General features: G+C 68.1%; 17 protein-coding genes. 2 read left to right on the top strand and 15 right to left on the bottom strand.

The annotated features are described in order from the left end of the window. Window positions 1-46: 46 nt before the first annotated feature. The 3 genes from OG405_RS04680 to ftsY form a co-directional block, all read right to left on the bottom strand. Window positions 47-385 carry a P-II family nitrogen regulator gene (locus tag OG405_RS04680; protein ID WP_327152205.1) on the bottom strand — a complete coding sequence of 113 codons (339 nt, stop codon included), beginning with the start codon at window positions 383-385 and terminating at the stop codon, window positions 47-49. A 5-nt stretch (window positions 386-390) separates the two neighbouring features. After that, the gene (locus tag OG405_RS04675) at window positions 391-1,680 is read right to left on the bottom strand and encodes an ammonium transporter (protein WP_327152204.1); all 1,290 of its coding nucleotides are present in this window, start codon (window positions 1,678-1,680) and stop codon (window positions 391-393) included. 211 nt (window positions 1,681-1,891) lie between these two features. Next, complete coding sequence (gene ftsY, locus OG405_RS04670) at window positions 1,892-3,472, bottom strand: signal recognition particle-docking protein FtsY (RefSeq protein WP_327150405.1); 1,581 nt, start codon at window positions 3,470-3,472, stop codon at window positions 1,892-1,894. Between the two features lie 176 nt (window positions 3,473-3,648). Between ftsY and OG405_RS04665 the strand changes: the two genes are divergently transcribed. Continuing rightward, a complete protein-coding gene (locus OG405_RS04665; protein WP_327150404.1) occupies window positions 3,649-4,038 on the top strand; it encodes a DUF2237 family protein in 390 nt (129 codons plus the stop codon). 63 nt (window positions 4,039-4,101) lie between these two features. Here OG405_RS04665 and smc read toward each other — a convergent pair whose 3' ends face one another. The 11 genes from smc to OG405_RS04610 form a co-directional block, all read right to left on the bottom strand. After that, window positions 4,102-7,725, bottom strand: a complete 3,624-nt coding sequence (gene smc / locus OG405_RS04660) for a chromosome segregation protein SMC (RefSeq protein ID WP_327150403.1) — start codon at window positions 7,723-7,725, stop codon at window positions 4,102-4,104. A gap of 181 nt (window positions 7,726-7,906) precedes the next feature. After that, window positions 7,907-8,326, bottom strand: coding sequence for a DUF1707 SHOCT-like domain-containing protein (locus OG405_RS04655; protein ID WP_327150402.1), 420 nt, complete (start codon window positions 8,324-8,326; stop codon window positions 7,907-7,909). A gap of 115 nt (window positions 8,327-8,441) precedes the next feature. Beyond that, the gene (locus tag OG405_RS04650; protein ID WP_327150401.1) at window positions 8,442-8,735 is read right to left on the bottom strand and encodes an acylphosphatase; all 294 of its coding nucleotides are present in this window, start codon (window positions 8,733-8,735) and stop codon (window positions 8,442-8,444) included. A gap of 2 nt (window positions 8,736-8,737) precedes the next feature. Further along, window positions 8,738-9,223: an OsmC family protein gene (locus OG405_RS04645; protein ID WP_327150400.1), complete on the bottom strand. Its 486-nt coding sequence runs from the start codon at window positions 9,221-9,223 to the stop codon at window positions 8,738-8,740. A gap of 174 nt (window positions 9,224-9,397) precedes the next feature. Next, window positions 9,398-10,504, bottom strand: coding sequence for a PHP domain-containing protein (locus tag OG405_RS04640; RefSeq protein WP_327150399.1), 1,107 nt, complete (start codon window positions 10,502-10,504; stop codon window positions 9,398-9,400). 3 nt (window positions 10,505-10,507) lie between these two features. Then, on the bottom strand, window positions 10,508-11,089 hold the full coding sequence (locus OG405_RS04635; protein ID WP_327150398.1) for a dihydrofolate reductase family protein: 582 nt from the start codon (window positions 11,087-11,089) through the stop codon (window positions 10,508-10,510). Between the two features lie 81 nt (window positions 11,090-11,170). Further along, the gene (gene mutM / locus OG405_RS04630) at window positions 11,171-12,058 is read right to left on the bottom strand and encodes a bifunctional DNA-formamidopyrimidine glycosylase/DNA-(apurinic or apyrimidinic site) lyase (protein ID WP_327150397.1); all 888 of its coding nucleotides are present in this window, start codon (window positions 12,056-12,058) and stop codon (window positions 11,171-11,173) included. A 1-nt stretch (window position 12,059) separates the two neighbouring features. Beyond that, window positions 12,060-12,782, bottom strand: coding sequence for a ribonuclease III (rnc, locus tag OG405_RS04625; RefSeq protein WP_327152203.1), 723 nt, complete (start codon window positions 12,780-12,782; stop codon window positions 12,060-12,062). A gap of 14 nt (window positions 12,783-12,796) precedes the next feature. Then, window positions 12,797-12,979, bottom strand: coding sequence for a 50S ribosomal protein L32 (gene rpmF / locus OG405_RS04620; RefSeq protein WP_083884195.1), 183 nt, complete (start codon window positions 12,977-12,979; stop codon window positions 12,797-12,799). Between the two features lie 2 nt (window positions 12,980-12,981). Then, the gene (locus tag OG405_RS04615) at window positions 12,982-13,641 is read right to left on the bottom strand and encodes a YceD family protein (protein ID WP_327150396.1); all 660 of its coding nucleotides are present in this window, start codon (window positions 13,639-13,641) and stop codon (window positions 12,982-12,984) included. A gap of 875 nt (window positions 13,642-14,516) precedes the next feature. Then, entirely contained in the window at window positions 14,517-15,263 is a 747-nt protein-coding gene (locus tag OG405_RS04610; RefSeq protein ID WP_327152202.1) for a DivIVA domain-containing protein, read from the bottom strand. Window positions 15,264-15,490: 227 nt separating this feature from the next. On the opposite strand from OG405_RS04610, the gene OG405_RS04605 reads away from it, so the two are divergent. Next, on the top strand, window positions 15,491-16,069 hold the full coding sequence (locus tag OG405_RS04605; RefSeq protein WP_327150395.1) for a GtrA family protein: 579 nt from the start codon (window positions 15,491-15,493) through the stop codon (window positions 16,067-16,069). On the opposite strand, the gene coaD is transcribed toward OG405_RS04605, so the two are convergent. Beyond that, window positions 16,037-16,522 carry a pantetheine-phosphate adenylyltransferase gene (gene coaD / locus OG405_RS04600; RefSeq protein ID WP_327150394.1) on the bottom strand — a complete coding sequence of 162 codons (486 nt, stop codon included), beginning with the start codon at window positions 16,520-16,522 and terminating at the stop codon, window positions 16,037-16,039. The two genes, OG405_RS04605 and coaD, sit on opposite strands and share 33 nt — an antisense overlap. Window positions 16,523-16,524: the final 2 nt, after the last annotated feature.

The following is a 16,524-nucleotide window of genomic DNA, read 5'->3' as shown; positions in this document are numbered from 1 at the left end:
GCGTCATCGTTGTGCACCCGCTGTCGCGCTCGATGCGCGCCGGGGTCTATAGCGCGTCGGTGCCGCGTTCCCCGGTCCGGACCCGGACGATCGTTTCGACCGGGGTCACCCAGACCTTGCCGTCGCCGATTTTGCCGGTCCGCGACGCCTCGACGATCAGGTCCACGACCCGATCCGCGGTGGCGTCGTCGACCACGACCTCGACCCGGACCTTCGGTACGAAATCGACCGAGTACTCCGCACCGCGGTAGACCTCGGTGTGGCCCTTCTGCCGTCCGTATCCCTGGACCTCGCTCACGGTCATACCGAATACGCCCGCCTGCTCCAGGCCGGTCTTGACGTCTTCGAGCGTGAACGGTTTGACGATTGCGGTGATCAGTTTCATGGGGTTCATGCCTCCTTGACGGCCGAACGAGCGGTTCCACCCAGTGCAGCGAAATCGTATGCCGTCTCCGCGTGTTCGGAATCGTCCATACCGGTGGATTCCGCTTCGGCGTCGGCGCGCAGGCCGATCGTGAACTTGATCGCGTACGCGATCACCAGGGCGATCACGAAGGAGTACACGAGAACGGCAACCGCACCGAGGGTCTGCCGGCCCAGCAACTCGAGGTCACCGCCGTAGAGCAGGCCTTCGGCACCGGCGGGAGCTTCGGGCGCGGCGAACAAGCCGATCAGCACCGTGCCGAGGATACCGCCGACCATGTGGATACCCACGACGTCGAGCGAATCGTCGTAACCGAGTTTGAACTTCAGGCTCACCGCCAGCGCGCAGACGGCACCGGCGATGGCACCGATGGCCAGGGCGCCCAGCACGTTCACCGAAGAACAGGACGGTGTGATGGCGACCAGACCGGCGACGATACCGGAGGCGGCACCCAGCGAGGTGGGTTTGCCGTCGCGGATCTTCTCCACCACCAGCCAGGCGATCATCGCCGCCGCCGTGGCGACCAGGGTCGTGATGAAGGTGGCGCCGGCAACTCCGTCGGCCGCGGCCGCCGAACCGGCATTGAAACCGAACCAGCCGAACCACAGCAAAGCGGCACCCAGCATGACGAACGGCAGGTTGTGCGGGCGAAAGGGAGTCTTCGGCCAGCCCGCGCGCTTACCCACCACGATGGCCAGCGCGAGCGCCGCGGCACCGGAGTTGATGTGGACGGCGGTACCACCGGCGAAGTCGATGGCCTCGACCTTCTCCATGATCCAGCCGCCACCCCAGACCCAGTGCGCGACCGGGAAGTACACCACGGTGGCCCAGACGGCGCTGAATACCAGCCAGGCGCTGAACTTCAGGCGGTCGGCCACCGCACCGGAGATCAGCGCGACGGTGATGATCGCGAACATCGCCTGGAACGCGACGAAAACGGTCGCCGGGAGGGTACCGATCAGCGGGACGCCCGCCGATTCGTCGCCGAATCCGGCGATCAGGGTCTTCAGGCCGAAGAACTGGCCGGGGTCGCCGATCAGCCCGCCTTTATCGGTACCGAACGCGACCGAGAAGCCGTACAGCACCCAGAGCACTGTGACAACAGCCATCGCGCTGATGCTCATCATGATCATGTTGAGCACGTTCTTCCCACGGACCATACCGCCGTAGAAGAACGCCAGCCCGGGTGTCATCAACAGGACGAGCGCCGCGCTCGTCAGTATCCATGCGGTGTCGCCGGCATTGGGCGTGCCGATCACGGTTTCCACCAGTTTCCTCCCTCATCCTCTGGCCCGCCGCTCGCGCGACATCGGGCCCGCTACTGAAGGGTCCTCATTCGGTGTTTCATCCGTGACGCCCGGGTGTTTCACCTAGGTGAATGGATCGGGGCGCGATGTTTCCAGCGTGTTGCACACGCTGTGCGGAGGTTTCCGGGGCAGCTGTGCGACACGCCGGAGCTGCGCGGATCTAGCCCAGGAGCGCGTCCACGAAGGCAGAGGGTTCGAACGGGGCCAGGTCGTCGGCGCCCTCGCCCAGGCCCACCAGTTTCACCGGCACCCCGAGTTCGTGCTGGATCTGGAAGACGATTCCGCCCTTGGCGGTGCCGTCGAGCTTCGTCAGAACCACGCCGCTGATATCGACGACCTCGGCGAAGATACGGGCCTGCGCGAGGCCGTTCTGGCCCACGGTCGCATCGAGCACGAGCAGTACCTCGTCCACCGACGCCTTCTTCTCGACCACTCGTTTGACCTTGCCGAGCTCGTCCATGAGCCCGGTCTTGGTGTGTAATCGGCCCGCGGTATCGATCAGCACCACGTCGACTCCTGCGTCGATCCCACTGGCTACAGCGTCGAACGCGACGGCGGCCGGATCGGCGCCCTCGCGCCCGCGCACAGTCTCCGCGCCGACCCGCTCGCCCCAGGTCTGCAACTGGTCGGCCGCGGCGGCCCGGAAGGTGTCCGCGGCGCCGAGCAGCACCCGGCGCCCGTCCGCCACCAGTACCCGGGCGAGCTTTCCGGTAGTGGTCGTTTTACCGGTACCGTTCACCCCGACCACCAGCAGGATCGACGGATGGTCGGCGTGCGGCAACGCGCGCACCGAACGGTTCAGTTCCGGGCGCAGCGATTCGATCAGTACCTCACGCAGTATCGATCGCGCGTCCTCGGTGGTACGGACACTGCGCGCGGCCATCTCTTCGCGCAACCGTTCCACGATGACGGTGGTGACCGCGGTACCGATATCGGCCAGGACCAGCGTGTCCTCGACCTCTTCCCAGGAATCCTCGTCCAGATCGCCGCCACCGAGCAGGCCCAGCAAGCTCTTGCCGACTGCGTTCTGGGACCGGGAAAGACGGCCGCGCAACCGGGTCAGCCGGCCGGAGGTCGGGGCGATCTCCTCGACTTCGGGAACCAGATGGGCTCCGGCGGCGGTATCGGGAGCGACCACCGCGGCGTCGGCGCTCGCCTCGGTAGGCGCACTCGCCGGCTCGGGCTTCGCGGCCTCGGGAGCGGCCTCGGTGTCAGGGCCTGCCGCCTCCTCGGCTGGAACGGCCTCCGGGGGCGCGGTCGGCGGCATCGTCTCGGGTGACGGCGGTTGCGCCGCCTCCGATGAGGCGATCCCGGTGCTTTCGGCGGCGGGCTCCGTTCCGGTGGTGGCCTTATCGGTGGTGGCCGTTTCGGAATCGACAGTGTCGGCTTCGGGCAGCGGAACGTCGGTGATACCGCGACGCGGCGCGTCCCGTGGGACGGCGGCGTCGTCTCCGATATGCGGCTGCCCCTCCACATCGGTCCGCTCAGTGGGACTCGGCGCCGACGGTTCGGCAGGGCTCGGTCCCGGCGGCGCGGGGGCGGCGGTCGCGCCCTGGCCACCCTGGCTGAAGGTGAATCCACCCGCCGCCCGATACCCGCCCGAGCGGTCGGTCAGCTCATCTTTCTCCGCCGGCGCCGTCAGCGATACCCGGCCACGCTTGTACCGGACGAAACCGGCCACGAGCGCGACCAGCAGTACGGCGGCGATCACTGCGATCAGAATCCAGGCTTGCGCACTCACGCCGCCCATCCTTGCAGAGCGGCTCCGGGCGGCAGGTCACCCGGCCCGGGGCCGCGCGGCGGGCAGTAGTCACCATCGCCGGCTATCCGGCGCATCCCCAGCTCAGCCCGGCGAACACAGCCGTGAGATTTCTTGTCCTGCGGAACTTCTCGCCACAGGCCAATAGGATCGGCGATGTGACCGATCGAAACGTGCTTGGGGGTCCGCTACAAGAGTGCGGCACCGATCCTCTGACCGGGTTCTACCGGGACGGCTGCTGCAGCACCGGCCCGGAGGATCTCGGCAGCCACACCGTGTGCACGGTCGTCACAGCGGAGTTCCTCGAACATCAGGCGTCGATCGGAAACGATCTGAGCACGCCTCGTCCGGAGAACAACTTCCCCGGACTCCAGCCGGGGGACAGATGGTGTGTCGTGGCGGTGCGCTGGTTACACGCGCACGAGGACGGTGCCGCCGCACCCGTGGTGCTGGCGGCAACCCATGAGAATGCTCTGGAAGTGATAGCGATGGAAATCTTGCGCAAATACGCGGTCGACGTACCCGACGACGTCAGCGACCTGCTCTGACTGCGCCGCCGACGCACCACCCGGGCCGGCTGCTGTGGAAAACCGCTCGCCGCAGCGGTGGGGTCACCGGGCCGAATCGGCGGCGGCAAGATCCTGCCCCCGCAACCGCTGCGAGATGACCTGGGTGATGCCGTCGCCGCGCATACTCACCCCGTAGAGCGCGTCGGCGATCTCCATGGTCGGTTTCTGGTGGGTGATGACGATCAGCTGGCTCTTCTCCCGCAACTGCTCGAACAGTCCGATGAGCCGGCGCAGGTTGGTGTCGTCGAGCGCCGCCTCCACCTCGTCCATGACGTAGAAGGGTGAGGGGCGGGCGCGGAAGATGGCGACCAGCAGCGCCACAGCCGTCAGTGATTTCTCCCCACCGGAGAGCAGCGACAGCCGTTTGACCTTCTTACCGGGCGGCCGGGCCTCCACCTCGATACCGGTGGTGAGCATATCGGTGGGGTCGGTCAGCAGGAGCCGGCCGTCGCCGCCGGGGAACAGGGCCGCGAAGACCTGGACGAACTCCCGTTCCACATCGGCATAAGCATCGGTGAAGACCTGAAGAATCCGGGAATCCACCTCGGCGACCACGTCCAGCAGATCCTGGCGGGCCTTTTTGACATCCTCGAGCTGGGTGGCCAGGAAGTTGTAGCGCTCCTCGAGCGCCGCGAACTCCTCCAGTGCCAGCGGGTTGACCTTGCCGAGGGTCGTCAGATCCTTCTCGGCACGTTTGGCGCGCCGCTCCTGTGAGGCTCGATCGAAGGACATCGGCGCGGGTGCGGTGACCTGCTCACCTCGCTCCTTGGCCTGCTCGTATTCCCGAATCTCCAGCTCGCTGGGCGGTAGTGCGACCTGGGGACCGTATTCGGCGATCAGATCGTCGAGTGCGATTCCGAACTGTTCGGAGATGGTCGTCTCCAGTTGTTCGATCCGCAGCGCCGCCTGCGCCTTGGCGACCTCGTCTCGATGCACCGTGTCGGTGAGCTGTCCGAGCTGAGCGCTCAGTGCCCGCACCCGTTCTTTGATCCGGTCCACCTGACCGGCGCATTCGGTGCGCCGCCGGACCAGCTCGTCGCGGCGGCCGGCGGCGGCCGTCACCACCTTCTCGAGTTCGGCCGCCAGATCCGCACCGGATTCGGCGACCGCGGCGGCGACCTGAGCGGCTCGGCGGCGGGCGGCCTGGGCGCGTTCGGCCCGCGCCCGCGCCTCGCGTTCGGCGCGTGCCGTCCGGCGCAGCGAATCCGCTTTTCCGCGCACCGATTCGGCGCGTTCCTCGGCCGTTCGCACCGCCAGCCGCGCCTCTACTTCCAGGGCCCGGGCCTCGGCGAGCGCGGCGGCGGCTTCCTCCCGGGCGAGCGCGGCCGCCTCGGTCCCGGCGGCACCCTCGGTATCGCTGTCGGTATCGGCTTGTTCCCGCTCCGCGTGCCGCAGCCGGTCCTCGAGCCCGGCCAGCTCGGTGACTGCTTTCTCGTGCGCGGTCTCGGCGTCGGCGCGCTGTCCGGACAGCCGCTCCGATTCGGCGTCGGCCGCGCGGACCGCCGAGCCCAGCCGACCGAGCCGCTCGTAGACCGAGTTGAGGGCCTGATCGGATTCGTGCAGGGCCAGCAGCGTGTGGTCGACTGCTTCTTTGCGGTCGGTCTGCTCCTCGAGCGCGCCGGCCAGGCTCGCTTCCAGTCCCTCGGCCCGGCGGCGCTCGGCGACCAGATCGGCTTCGGCGGCGTCGATACCCGCCTGGATCTCCAGCCGGCTCGGGGACCGGTCCGAACCGCCGACCAGCCATCCCGTCCCGGCCAGATCACCGTCGCGGGTGACCACTCGCAGTTCCGGCCGTTCGCCGAGCAGCGCGGACGCCGCGTCCAGATCGTCGACAACCGCGACGCGATGGGTCAGTGCCACCACCGCGGCGCGCACCGGCCCGGGGCAGTCCACCACGTCGAGCAACCACTGTGCCGAACCGGGCAGAGCCTCGTCCGAATCGGCCCGCGTCTCCGCCGATCCCTCGTATACCAGTGCGGCACGGCCGCCGTCGGCTTTCCCGAGCGCCCGGAGGGCGCTGAGCGCGGTGTCGCCTGTATCGGCCACCACGGCCTCGGCCACCGGGCCGAGTACCGCCGCGACCGCGGATTCGAAACCGCTGTGCACACGCAACTGTTCCGACAGCGGACCCAGCAGCCCGGCCGGATGGTTCTCGGTGAGCCAAGCCGCGCCGTCGCGGCTGGCCAGGTTCATGCCGAGCGCTTCGATCCGCGCGGTCAGCGAGGCGACCGAGCGCCCGGCTTCCCTGTCCTCGGCGCGCAGTTCGGCGACCCGGCGGTCGGCCAGATCGAGGGCTTCCACAGCATGTTCGTGCTGGGCGTCGAGTCCGGCCTCTCCGGCGTCCAGTTCGGCCAGTTCGTCCTGGACGGTGTCGAATTCGGTCCGCGCCGCGGTACCCCGGGCCCGAGCCTCGGCGATCGCGGTGGACAACCGCGTGATCTCGGAGTTCATCGATTGCGCTCGAGTGCGCAGATTCTCGACCTGTCCGGACAGCCGGACCAGTCCTTCGCGCCGGTCGGCGATGGCCCGCACTGCGGCGAGATGCGCCTGTTCGGCGGCTTTGGCCGCGTGCTCCCGGTCCGCGAGACCGTCGCGTGCGGCCTCCAGCGTTTCGGTGGCCATCTCGACGACCTCGCGCAGTTCGGCTTCCTCGGCCTCCACCCGATCGGCTTCGGCTTCGAGCTGATCGGGGTCGCGGCCGGTGTTCGCGGGTGTGGAGGTATCCAGGTGGCGAGCGCGATCCGCGGCGATCCGGATGGTCGCGTTCACCCGTTCGGACAGCGCGGACAGTTGGAACCACAGCTGGCCGGCGGCCTCGGCGCCCGGGGTGAGTTGCGAGAGCTGGTACTCCTGCTGGGCGAGCGCGGCTGCGGCGGCATCGAGTTCGCTCTGCACGGTGATCTGCTGTTCGCGCGCGTAGGCCTCCTTGCTCTGTTGACTCTCCAGCTCGCTGCGCCGGGTGACCAGATCGTCGGCGGCCAGCCGCAGCCGGGCATCGCGCAGATCCGCCTGCACCGTCTGCGCCCGGCGCGCCACCTCCGCCTGCCGGCCCAGCGGTTTGAGCTGACGGCGGAGTTCGGTGGTGAGGTCGGTGAGCCGGGCCAGGTTGGCCTGCATCGCATCGAGTTTGCGAACGGCCTTTTCCTTGCGTTTGCGGTGTTTGAGTACCCCGGCGGCTTCCTCGATGAAGGAACGCCGGTCCTCGGGGCGCGATTCGAGGATGGCCGAGAGCTGCCCCTGCCCGACTATGACATGCATCTCCCGGCCGATACCGGAGTCGCTGAGCAGTTCCTGCACATCCATCAACCGGCAGGTGTTGCCGTTGATCTCGTATTCCCCGGCGCCGTCGCGGAACATCCTGCGGGTGATGGAGACCTCGGCGTAGTCGATGGGCAGCGCGCCGTCGGAGTTGTCGATGGTCAGCGTGACCTCGGCACGTCCCAGCGGTGCCCGGCCGGTGGTGCCGGCGAAGATGACATCCTGCATCTTGCCGCCGCGCAGCGCTTTTGCCCCTTGTTCACCCATCACCCAGGTGAGCGCGTCGACGACATTGGATTTACCGGAGCCGTTCGGACCCACCACGCAGGTGATTCCGGGTTCGAACCGCAGGGTCGTCGCGGACGCGAAGGATTTGAACCCCTTCAACGTCAAGCTTTTCAGGTGCAACGCCGACGACCCTTTCCGCCTCCGTGACTTGCCCGCCTCACCCAGACCGATCAGCCATGCTATCGGTCCGTGGCGCCGAGTCCCCGTCCGGCGCACCGGCCGTGGCCGATCGATTGCCGGGCGCTCCGGCCACCGCGGCCGCGCATGTGCACCGGCCGGACGTCACCGAGGCTACCGGGCGTTATATCTTCCGGCGATGGCGGTGGCCACCTTCGAGACCGGTTGCCGCCCGTACTGCCAGCACGGCACCCCACGGGCCGATGACCCATACCGGCCAGAAATAGGTGAACTCACCGACGCCCAGCGAGATCGCCGCCCAGATCACCAGTACCAGCACACTGACAGTGAGCCACGCGCTCGCCTCGATCCGCTGCCAGATCGGGAAGCGCGAGCGCGGTTTCTCCTGTCGTATCGGCGCCGGCGTGGGCAGATCGGCGAGCACTCCGGCGAGTTCCTCGCGGGTCGCGATGCGGTACACCTGTGCGACCCGCTGGTCGTATTCGGTCAGGTCGATCCGGCCGTCGCCGAGGTGCCTGCTCAGATCGCGCACGATCCGGTCGCGTTCGGCGTCCGAGGCCCGGGTGCCTGTCGTGATCTCCATTACCGCTCCCCTTATAGGTCAGACCACACTCCACAATGGAATACCCACCAGAGTGCATCTTCCACTGTGTAGTGTCAAGGGTTTCGCGGTGACCGCCCCGACGCTCGGGCACGCCCTACCGTTCGACGAAACCCCGCAGCCCGCCCCGCGCGGCGTCCCACGACTCCACCACCAGATCCACCCGCCCGGGGGCATCTCCCGAACGCAACAGCTCGAGCAGGCGCTCGGCCGCCGGTCGCGGCCCCTCGGCCACCACGTGCACGCGGCCGTCGGGGGCATTCGTGGCCTGCCCGGTAAGTCCGAGCTCCAGCGCCCGCGCCCGGGTCCACCACCGGAAACCGACACCCTGGACATACCCGTGCACCCAGGCGCTCAGCCGGACCGGGCCGGGCCCCTCCGCAGCCGCCACTGTCAGTCGACCGTATCGATATCGAACGACAGGGTCACCTTGCTGCCCGCCTTCAGCGTCCGGCCGACCGTGCACACCCTGTCGATCGCCCGCTGTACCGTCACCAGCAACCGGTCCCGGGCCGCGGGATCGAGTTCGCTCATATCGAGCTCGAAGACCTCGTCCAACTGCGGGTACACCTCGTTCTCCCGATCTGCGGCACCGGAGACCCGGATGGTGGCGTCGTACTCGTCGCCGAGCCGACGCGACAGCGGAAGGTCCGAACTCATCCCCGAACAGGCCGCCAGCGCGATCTTCAGGAGTTCCCCCGGAGTGAAAACCCCCGGCATACCCTCGGAACCGATCAGCACCTCGGCGCCGCGCGAACTGTGACCGGTGTAGCGGCGCGTACCCGTACGCTCCACCCACAGGGTGGCCGGCCCGCCTTCCGCCGCATGAGCCGGGTCGCCCGCCGCCGAGGCGGGGGTCGCAGTGCTGTCATCAACCATGGTCGCGATCCTGCCATCCGCCGTCGCGGCGCCGAGCACCCGTCCTCGGCCGGTCAGCGTCGGTGCAGCCGGTTCCGGTTGCACCACCGGTACCCACCACCCGCCGCCCGCCGCGCACGTCCAGGATCTCCGCGGTGGCCCGCAGCGGCAGATCCTTCCGCCGCGATACGGCGGCTATCCGCCTCGGCGATGATGCGGCGGCGGTCCTTGTAGCCGAGTGACCCCGCCGGGTGTACGCGTCCACTCCAGCAGTTCGTCCACCGGACGGGTGTTGACGATCCGTTCCGGTGGCACCTCGGCGGCCGCCGCGCGAGCGCAGCCGTACCCCTGCCAGTCCAGCTGACCGGGTGCGTGTGCGTCGGTATCGATCGTGAACTCACAGCCCATCTCGAGCGCGAGCCGGATCAGCCGCGACGGCGGATCCCGGCGTTCGGGTCGGCTGTTGATCTCGACCGCCGTACCGTAGCGCCGGCAGGCCTCGAAGACGATCCGCGCGTCGAAGTCCGATTCCGGCCGGGTACCACGCCCGCCCTCGACCAGTCGCCCGGTGCAGTGGCCGAGTACATCGACGTTCGGATCGGCCACCGCGTACACCATCCTCCGGGTCATGGTGTCGGCGTCGTCGCGCAATCGCGAATGCACGCTGGCGACCACGATATCGAGCTCGGCGAGCAGGTCCGGGTCCTGGTCGAGGGAACCGTCGTCGAGAATATCGACCTCGATCCCGGTCAGGACCCGCAGCGGTGCCAGTTCCGCAGCGAGTTCGGCCACCACGTCCAACTGGCGCCGCAAGCGTTCGGCGGAGAGCCCGTTGGCCACGGTGAGTCGAGGCGAGTGGTCGGTCAAGGCGCAGTACTCGTGCCCGACAGCGGCCGCGCAGGCCATCATCTCGGCGATGGGGCTGCCGCCGTCGGACCAGTCGGAATGGGTGTGCAGATCGCCGCGCAGTTTCTGGCGCAGCGACGCACCCCCGGAACCGATCGGCTTCGCGGCGGCGCGGAGTTCGGCGAGGTAGCGCGGCACCGCCCCCGAGTAGGCCTCCTCGACCACGGCCGCGGTTTTGGGACCGATTCCGGCCAGTTCCTGCCAGCTGCGGTCCCGGCGGTGCCGGTCGGCCGTCGCCTCGTCGAGTCCGGCGAGGATATCGGCGGCGCGGCGGTAGGCCTTGACCCGGTGTGTCTGCTCCCGGCCGCGTTCGAGCCAGAAACCGATCTCGCGTAGTGCCGCGATGGGCCCCGGGATGGTCTGCCCGGCCCCGTCCGGCTCCTCCGCCGGGCCCACCGGCTACCTCGCCCTGCCGTATTTCACAAAGGCGACGCCGTCCTCGAAGACCTGGCTGGTGATCACCCGGAAATTCGCCGGATCCGGAAGTTGCGGCCCGGTACCGAACAGTGGCCGTCCCCGGCCGAGCACGATCGGATACAGCTTCAGGAAGATCTGATCGATCTCCGGGAGCAGCGCCCGAGCCAGATCACCACCCCCGCACAACCAGATACCGAGGCCTCGCTGCCGTTTGAGCTCGGCGACCGCGGCGACGGGATCCGCCGTGATCAGTTCCACGGCCGGATCCGGACGGGCGGTGAGCGTAGTCGACACCACATACTGCCGCAGATGCGCGTACGGACTGGTGGTACCGGTCCGCACACCGAAATCATGGGTCCGGCGGCCCATCAGTACGGTGTCGAAATTCTCGTTGCGCTTGGTGATACCCAGCGATTCCCGTACCTGCGACGGTAGGGTCTCCGGGTACTGCGCCGTGATCGCGGGCCCGTGATCGCCGCCGACCGGGAAGAAATCCACCGAGCCGCCCTCGGTGGCGATGAACCCGTCGATGGTGGCCGCGACGTAGTAAGTGAGCTTTCGCATGGCCTGCCTTCCGGACGGACCGAGTCGATGATCTCGCCGAGGCCCACCGTAACCCGCGGCCGGATCCCGCGCGAGGGGTCGTCAGGAAGAGACGCGGCGCTCGCGCGGCGGGGGCTGGCAACGCGGGCAGGAAAAGGAGGAGCGGTTCATGAACTTCTCCCGGACGATCACCGCACCGCACCGGGCGCAGGGGCGGTCACCGCGTCCGTAGACTGCCAGCGCCCGTTCGAAGTAGCCGGATTCACCGTTCACATTCACATACAGGGCATCGAACGAGGTGCCGCCGGCGGCAAGAGCATCGGTCATCACCGCTCGCGCCTCGGCGAGCAGACCGCGCAGTACCGGGCGGGTGAGCGTCGAGGCGATCCGCCCGCCGTGCAGCTTCGCCCGCCACAGCGCCTCGTCGGCGTAGATATTGCCGATACCGGAGAGCACGGCCTGGTCCAGCAGCACCCGTTTGATCTCGGTGTTCTTGGTCCGCAGCACGCCGACCACCCGCTCGGTGTCGAAGTGGGGGTCCAGCGGATCCCGAGCGATATGGGCCAGCAGATCGGGGAGCAGATCGCCGTCCACCCGCACGAGAGGTGCCAGCACCCAGCCACCGAATGTGCGCTGATCGACGAACCGCAGTTCCCGGCCGTCGTCGAGGACCGCCCGAATATGGGCGTGCTTCTCCACCGGGGCACCGGCGGGCTGTACCAGCATCTGCCCGCTCATCCCCAGATGGACGACCAGCGCGGTATCGGCGGCGACGCCGTCGGCGTGGTCGAAAGTGAGCCACAGGTATTTCCCGCGTCGCTCGGCCGCGGCGACCGACAGTCCGGTGATCCGGGCCGCCATATCGGTGGCACCCGCCACATGCCGGCGCACGGATCGTGGATGGGTGACGGTCACCGACTCGATGGTCCGTCCGCACAGATGTTCGGTCAGGCCGCAGCGTACGACCTCGACCTCGGGGAGTTCGGGCACCTCAGGATTCGCCGGTCAACGCGCGGTAGGCCGCACCCGCCGCCTTCTGCTCGGCTTCCTTCTTCGACCGGCCGACCCCTCGACCGTAGGCGTTCCCGGCGATCACGGTGGTCGCGGTGAATTCCTTGTCGTGGTCAGGGCCGGTGGAGGTGATCTCGTAGCTGGGCACCCCGAGACCGCGTTCTGCGGTCAGCTCCTGCAGGCTGGTCTTGAAGTCCAGCCCCGCGCCCATCCGGGGTCCACGTTCGAGCAGGTCGGCGAACAGCCGCAGCACGACCTCCCGTGCCACGTCGATCCCGTGCTCGAGGTGGACCGCGCCGAGCAGCGATTCCATCCCGTCGGCGAGGATGCTGGGTTTGTCCCGGCCGCCGGTGAGTTCCTCACCCTTGCCGAGCAGCAGATGCACGCCCAGCCCGCCGTCGCCCAAATTCCGCGCGACCTCGGCCAGCGCATGCATGTTCACCACACTCGCGCGCAGCTTCGCCAGTTCGCCCTCGGATTTCTCCGGATGCTCGTGGTAGAGGCGTTCGGTGATGCTCAGCCCGAGGACCGAATCACCGAGGAACTCGAGCCGTTCGTTCGTCGGCAGTCCGCCGTTCTCGTACGCGTACGAGCGGTGTGTCAGCGCCAGGCGCAGCAACTCCGGCTGTACCCGCACGCCGAGCGCGGCGAGCAGATCAGCGTGACCACTCGGCTCGCCCGGTTCATCGTTACCCGTGGTCAAGGGTGGATCGGGGGTCAAACGGCCGAGGTGACCTGGCGGCCCTTGTAGGTACCGCAGGAGGGGCACGCGATATGCGGCAGGGTCTTCTCACCACAGGCCCGGTTCGGGCAGGTGATCAGGGTGGGGGCGGCGGCCTTCCACTGGCTGCGCCGCGACCGGGTATTGGAACGGGACATCCGGCGCTTGGGAACGGCCACGACTAGTTCTCCTCTGTACTGTTACGTGCTGTATCGGCGGAAGGTTCTCCGGTGGCCGCACCCTCGTCGGGGCTGCCGCTGCCGGGCGATCCGGGGGCGAATTTCGCCAGCCCGGCCCAGCGGGGATCAAGTATCTCATGCCCGTGATCGGATCCCGCAATCGCCATCCGAACACCGCACTCGGGGCACAGCCCCTGGCAGTCCGGCGAGCACAGCGGCTGCAGTGGCAGTTCCAGTCCCAACTGGTCCACCACCAGGGGTTCCAGGTCGATGAGGTCGTCGCTCATCCGATAGATCTCGTCATCACCGCTGGTCTGGTCGGTGACGCTGTCGGGGTAGACGAACAGCTCGGTCAGCGACAGTTGGACCGTATCGGTGAACTGTTCGAGACAGCGGGCGCATTCACCAACCACCGGCGCATCGAGCGTCCCGGTGACGAGTACTCCCTCCGACACCGATTGCAGCCGGAGATCCAGCTCGACCTCGGCACCGACGGGCACGCCGATCAGGTCGAGCCCGAACTGTTCGGTTGTGGTGACCGTCCGCCGCAGTTCGCGCATCGATCCCGGGGCGCGACCGAGGCTGCGGACATCCAGCACGAATCCCGCGCCGTGTGCACGTGGTGCACCGGAACGCGAGCGCGCGGTGGTATCGGCAGACATCGAAGAACACTCCACTGGATGGTTGGGGGCTGTTCGGTTTGCGCCGGAATCGGCGAGCAACCACACCACCGTACGCGAAGCGGGCACCCCCGCAAAACTCGATGGACTGAGCCCACCAGGCGCTGGTCCGGGCCGGCGCCGGATCGAAGATACAGCGTTCGATCGCGTACGCACACGGTCGTCCGTCCAGCGATCGGCGACCACCGAAGCGCCCACAGAGCGTCGTGCACCCCACCCAGATCTGTCGAGACATACGACCGCGCGCACCCGCTCCCCCACCCGGACAGGGGCGTCCGGGGCGTGCCCCACCCCCGTCCCGGATGCGATCGAGCGCACGACCGAGCGCGTGCGGACAGCCCGCTCACAGATCCGACCCCCGCGAACACTCACCGCGTGGACGTATCCGAACTGATGAGGTAGGCCTCCCCCACCCACTCCGAATCGCCAGCCTTCCATGGTCGGGGCCCGCCCCGGTTCTGGAGCGACGAAGCGAAGGAGCGCAGCGACTGAGCGTAGGAGTGAAGAACCGGGGTCACAAGGGCCCCGACCGCCCCGCCGCAGGCGGGGCAAACAACACAGTCGGGGCCCGCCCCGGTTCTGGAGCGACAGTAAGGATGGGTGTGGACCCGCAGCGCTTGGTCCTGACCCGTCGTAAGACAGAGCGAACGAGCGCAGCGACCGAGCGCCGGAGCGAACACCCGGGCTCACGAGGCCCCCGAAGCGACGCCGAAGGCGAGAACCATCCACGCAGTCGGGGCCCGCCCCGGTTCTGGAGCGACGAAGCGAAGGAGCGCAGCGACTGAGCGCAGGAGTGAAGAACCGGGGTTAATAGGGCCCCGACCCGCGGCGCCGAAGGCGCCGCAAATAAACACAGCTCAGCGGCGGAACTCTGCGGCGTAATCGGGTACACCTGCCCCGTTGCGCAACTGCTGACGGCCCCGGCCGACCGTACGCAGTGCGGCGCCGAGCGTTTCTTCGAATTCGGCGAGTTTGGTGTCGACATAGTGGTCGCAGTCGGCGCGCATCCGGTCGGCGTCCGCGTGTGCGGTATCGATGACGCGAGCCGATTCGGCGTGCGCGGCACGCACCACCTCGGTCTCTTCCACCAGCCGCCGCTGCTCGGCCTGCCCGTCGGCGACGGAGCGGTCGTGGGAAGCCTGCCCGGCCTCGATCGTCCGTTCGGCCTCGGCGCGGGCCCGGCCGGTGACCGTCTCGTACTCGGCCTTGGCGTCGGACACCAGGCGTTCGGCCTCGGCGGTGGCCGTATCGACCATCCGGTCGGCGTGCGCGGTCGCTTCGGCGACCATCCGGTCGGCGTGGGCCTTCGCCTCGGCGAGGATCCGGTCGGCTTCGGCACGGGCGTCGGTCACGGTGCCGGCGGCCTGTTCGTCGGCGGATCGGATGGTGTCCTCCGCGAGGCCGCGGGCATCGTCGACGATCTTGTCCCGGTGGTCGAGCACATCCTGGGCGTCGTCGATCTCGGTGGGCAGCGCGTCGCGGACGTCGTCCAGCAGGTCGAGTGTTTCCGGCCGCGGAACGATGCAGTTGCGCGTCGCGGGGATGCCGCGCGCCTCTTCGACTATGGCGACCAGTTCGTCGAGCGCCTCGAATACCCGGTACATGCTCACTGTCCTCCTGCTGACGATCGGCGACACATCACGCCGTTCCCAGTGTGCCCCGGGCCGGTGGATGCGCCGAGCCTGATTTCGGTGTGTCGCCCGTTCGACCCGATATCTGCAGACTCACACAATCAACTGGAGACCTATCCTCCGCTTGGTGCTAAATTCTTAAGGGAGTCCAACCGCCGCGCGGGCGGGCTTGCCCATCCCTTGCCCGATCGGAACCGCCCATGACCATCCTGCAGCTGCCTTCTTCCACGGCACTGACCTCTGGGGATCTGGATATCGATTGGCCGGAACCGTTCGCCCCCGCCGCCGCCCGGCAGCAGCGTCTCCTGCAGTATCTGCGCGGTGACCGGGCGTTCCCGCAGTTGATTCGTTTCGCGCTGGTCGGCGGATTGAGCAATATCTCCTATGTACTGCTGTTCCTGACCCTGACCGGTGCGGGGACGCTGCCGGCCAATGTGGCCGGGTCGGTGGTGAGCACCGTGCTGGCCAACGAATTGCACCGCAGGCTCACCTTCCATGCGGCCGAACGGGTCAGCTGGTTCACCGCGCAGTGGGAAGGCGGTGGATTGGCGCTGCTGGGCCTGGGGATCAGCACCGCGGCCCTCGCCTCGCTGGAAGTGCTGGCCCCCACTTTGGACGAACCCGCGCAGGCCGGCGCCGTACTCGCGATCAGCGCCGTGGTCGGCGGCCTGCGATTCCTGGCGCTGCGCGGCCTGGTGTTCCGGCCACTGCAACGGGCCCGGGAAGTGACAGCTCAGCGGTCCGGATCAGCCCGCGCGCTCGGCGAGCCGATCGAGTAACCGCTTGTGCACCAGCGGCGGCAGCATATCGCTGACGTCACCGCCGAACGCCGCCACTTCCTTGACCAGGGAGCTGGACAGATAGCTGAAGGTGGGATTGGTCGCGATGAAGAAGGTGTCGACCCCGGAGAGCTTCTTGTTCATCTGCGCCATCTGGAGTTCGTAGCCGAAATCACCGGCGTCGCGCAGTCCCTTGACGATGGCGGTGATGCCCTGTTCGCGGGCGAAATCGACCGTGAGGCCGTCCCAGGAGGCGACCCGTACGTTCGGCAGGTCCGCGGTGGCATCACGCAGCATTTCGATACGTTCGTCGATACCGAACATGCCCTGCTTCTTCTTGTTGATCATCACCGTGATGACGACCTCGTCGAACTGCTCGGCGGCCCGCCGGAACACATCGAGGTGGCCGTTGGTCACCGGGTCGAACGACCCCGGGCACAAAGCTCCTGCCATGG

The organism is Nocardia sp. NBC_01329 (genome assembly GCF_035956715.1).
GTDB lineage: Bacteria > Actinomycetota > Actinomycetes > Mycobacteriales > Mycobacteriaceae > Nocardia.
This window is presented reverse-complemented; position numbering and strand designations above follow the sequence as displayed.

Excerpts from the sequence above, each read along its gene's own strand:
- OG405_RS04635 (WP_327150398.1), bottom strand. The coding sequence starts at position 11,089 with ATGCGAAAGCTCACTTACTACGTCGCGGCCACCATCGACGGGTTCATC.
- OG405_RS04615 (WP_327150396.1), bottom strand. The coding sequence starts at position 13,641 with ATGTCTGCCGATACCACCGCGCGCTCGCGTTCCGGTGCACCACGTGCA.
- coaD (WP_327150394.1), bottom strand. The coding sequence starts at position 16,522 with ATGGCAGGAGCTTTGTGCCCGGGGTCGTTCGACCCGGTGACCAACGGC.
- OG405_RS04605 (WP_327150395.1), top strand. The coding sequence starts at position 15,491 with ATGACCATCCTGCAGCTGCCTTCTTCCACGGCACTGACCTCTGGGGAT.
- OG405_RS04655 (WP_327150402.1), bottom strand. The coding sequence starts at position 8,326 with ATGGAGATCACGACAGGCACCCGGGCCTCGGACGCCGAACGCGACCGG.
- OG405_RS04680 (WP_327152205.1), bottom strand. The coding sequence starts at position 385 with ATGAAACTGATCACCGCAATCGTCAAACCGTTCACGCTCGAAGACGTC.
- OG405_RS04645 (WP_327150400.1), bottom strand. The coding sequence starts at position 9,223 with ATGGTTGATGACAGCACTGCGACCCCCGCCTCGGCGGCGGGCGACCCG.
- OG405_RS04610 (WP_327152202.1), bottom strand. The coding sequence starts at position 15,263 with ATGTACCGGGTATTCGAGGCGCTCGACGAACTGGTCGCCATAGTCGAA.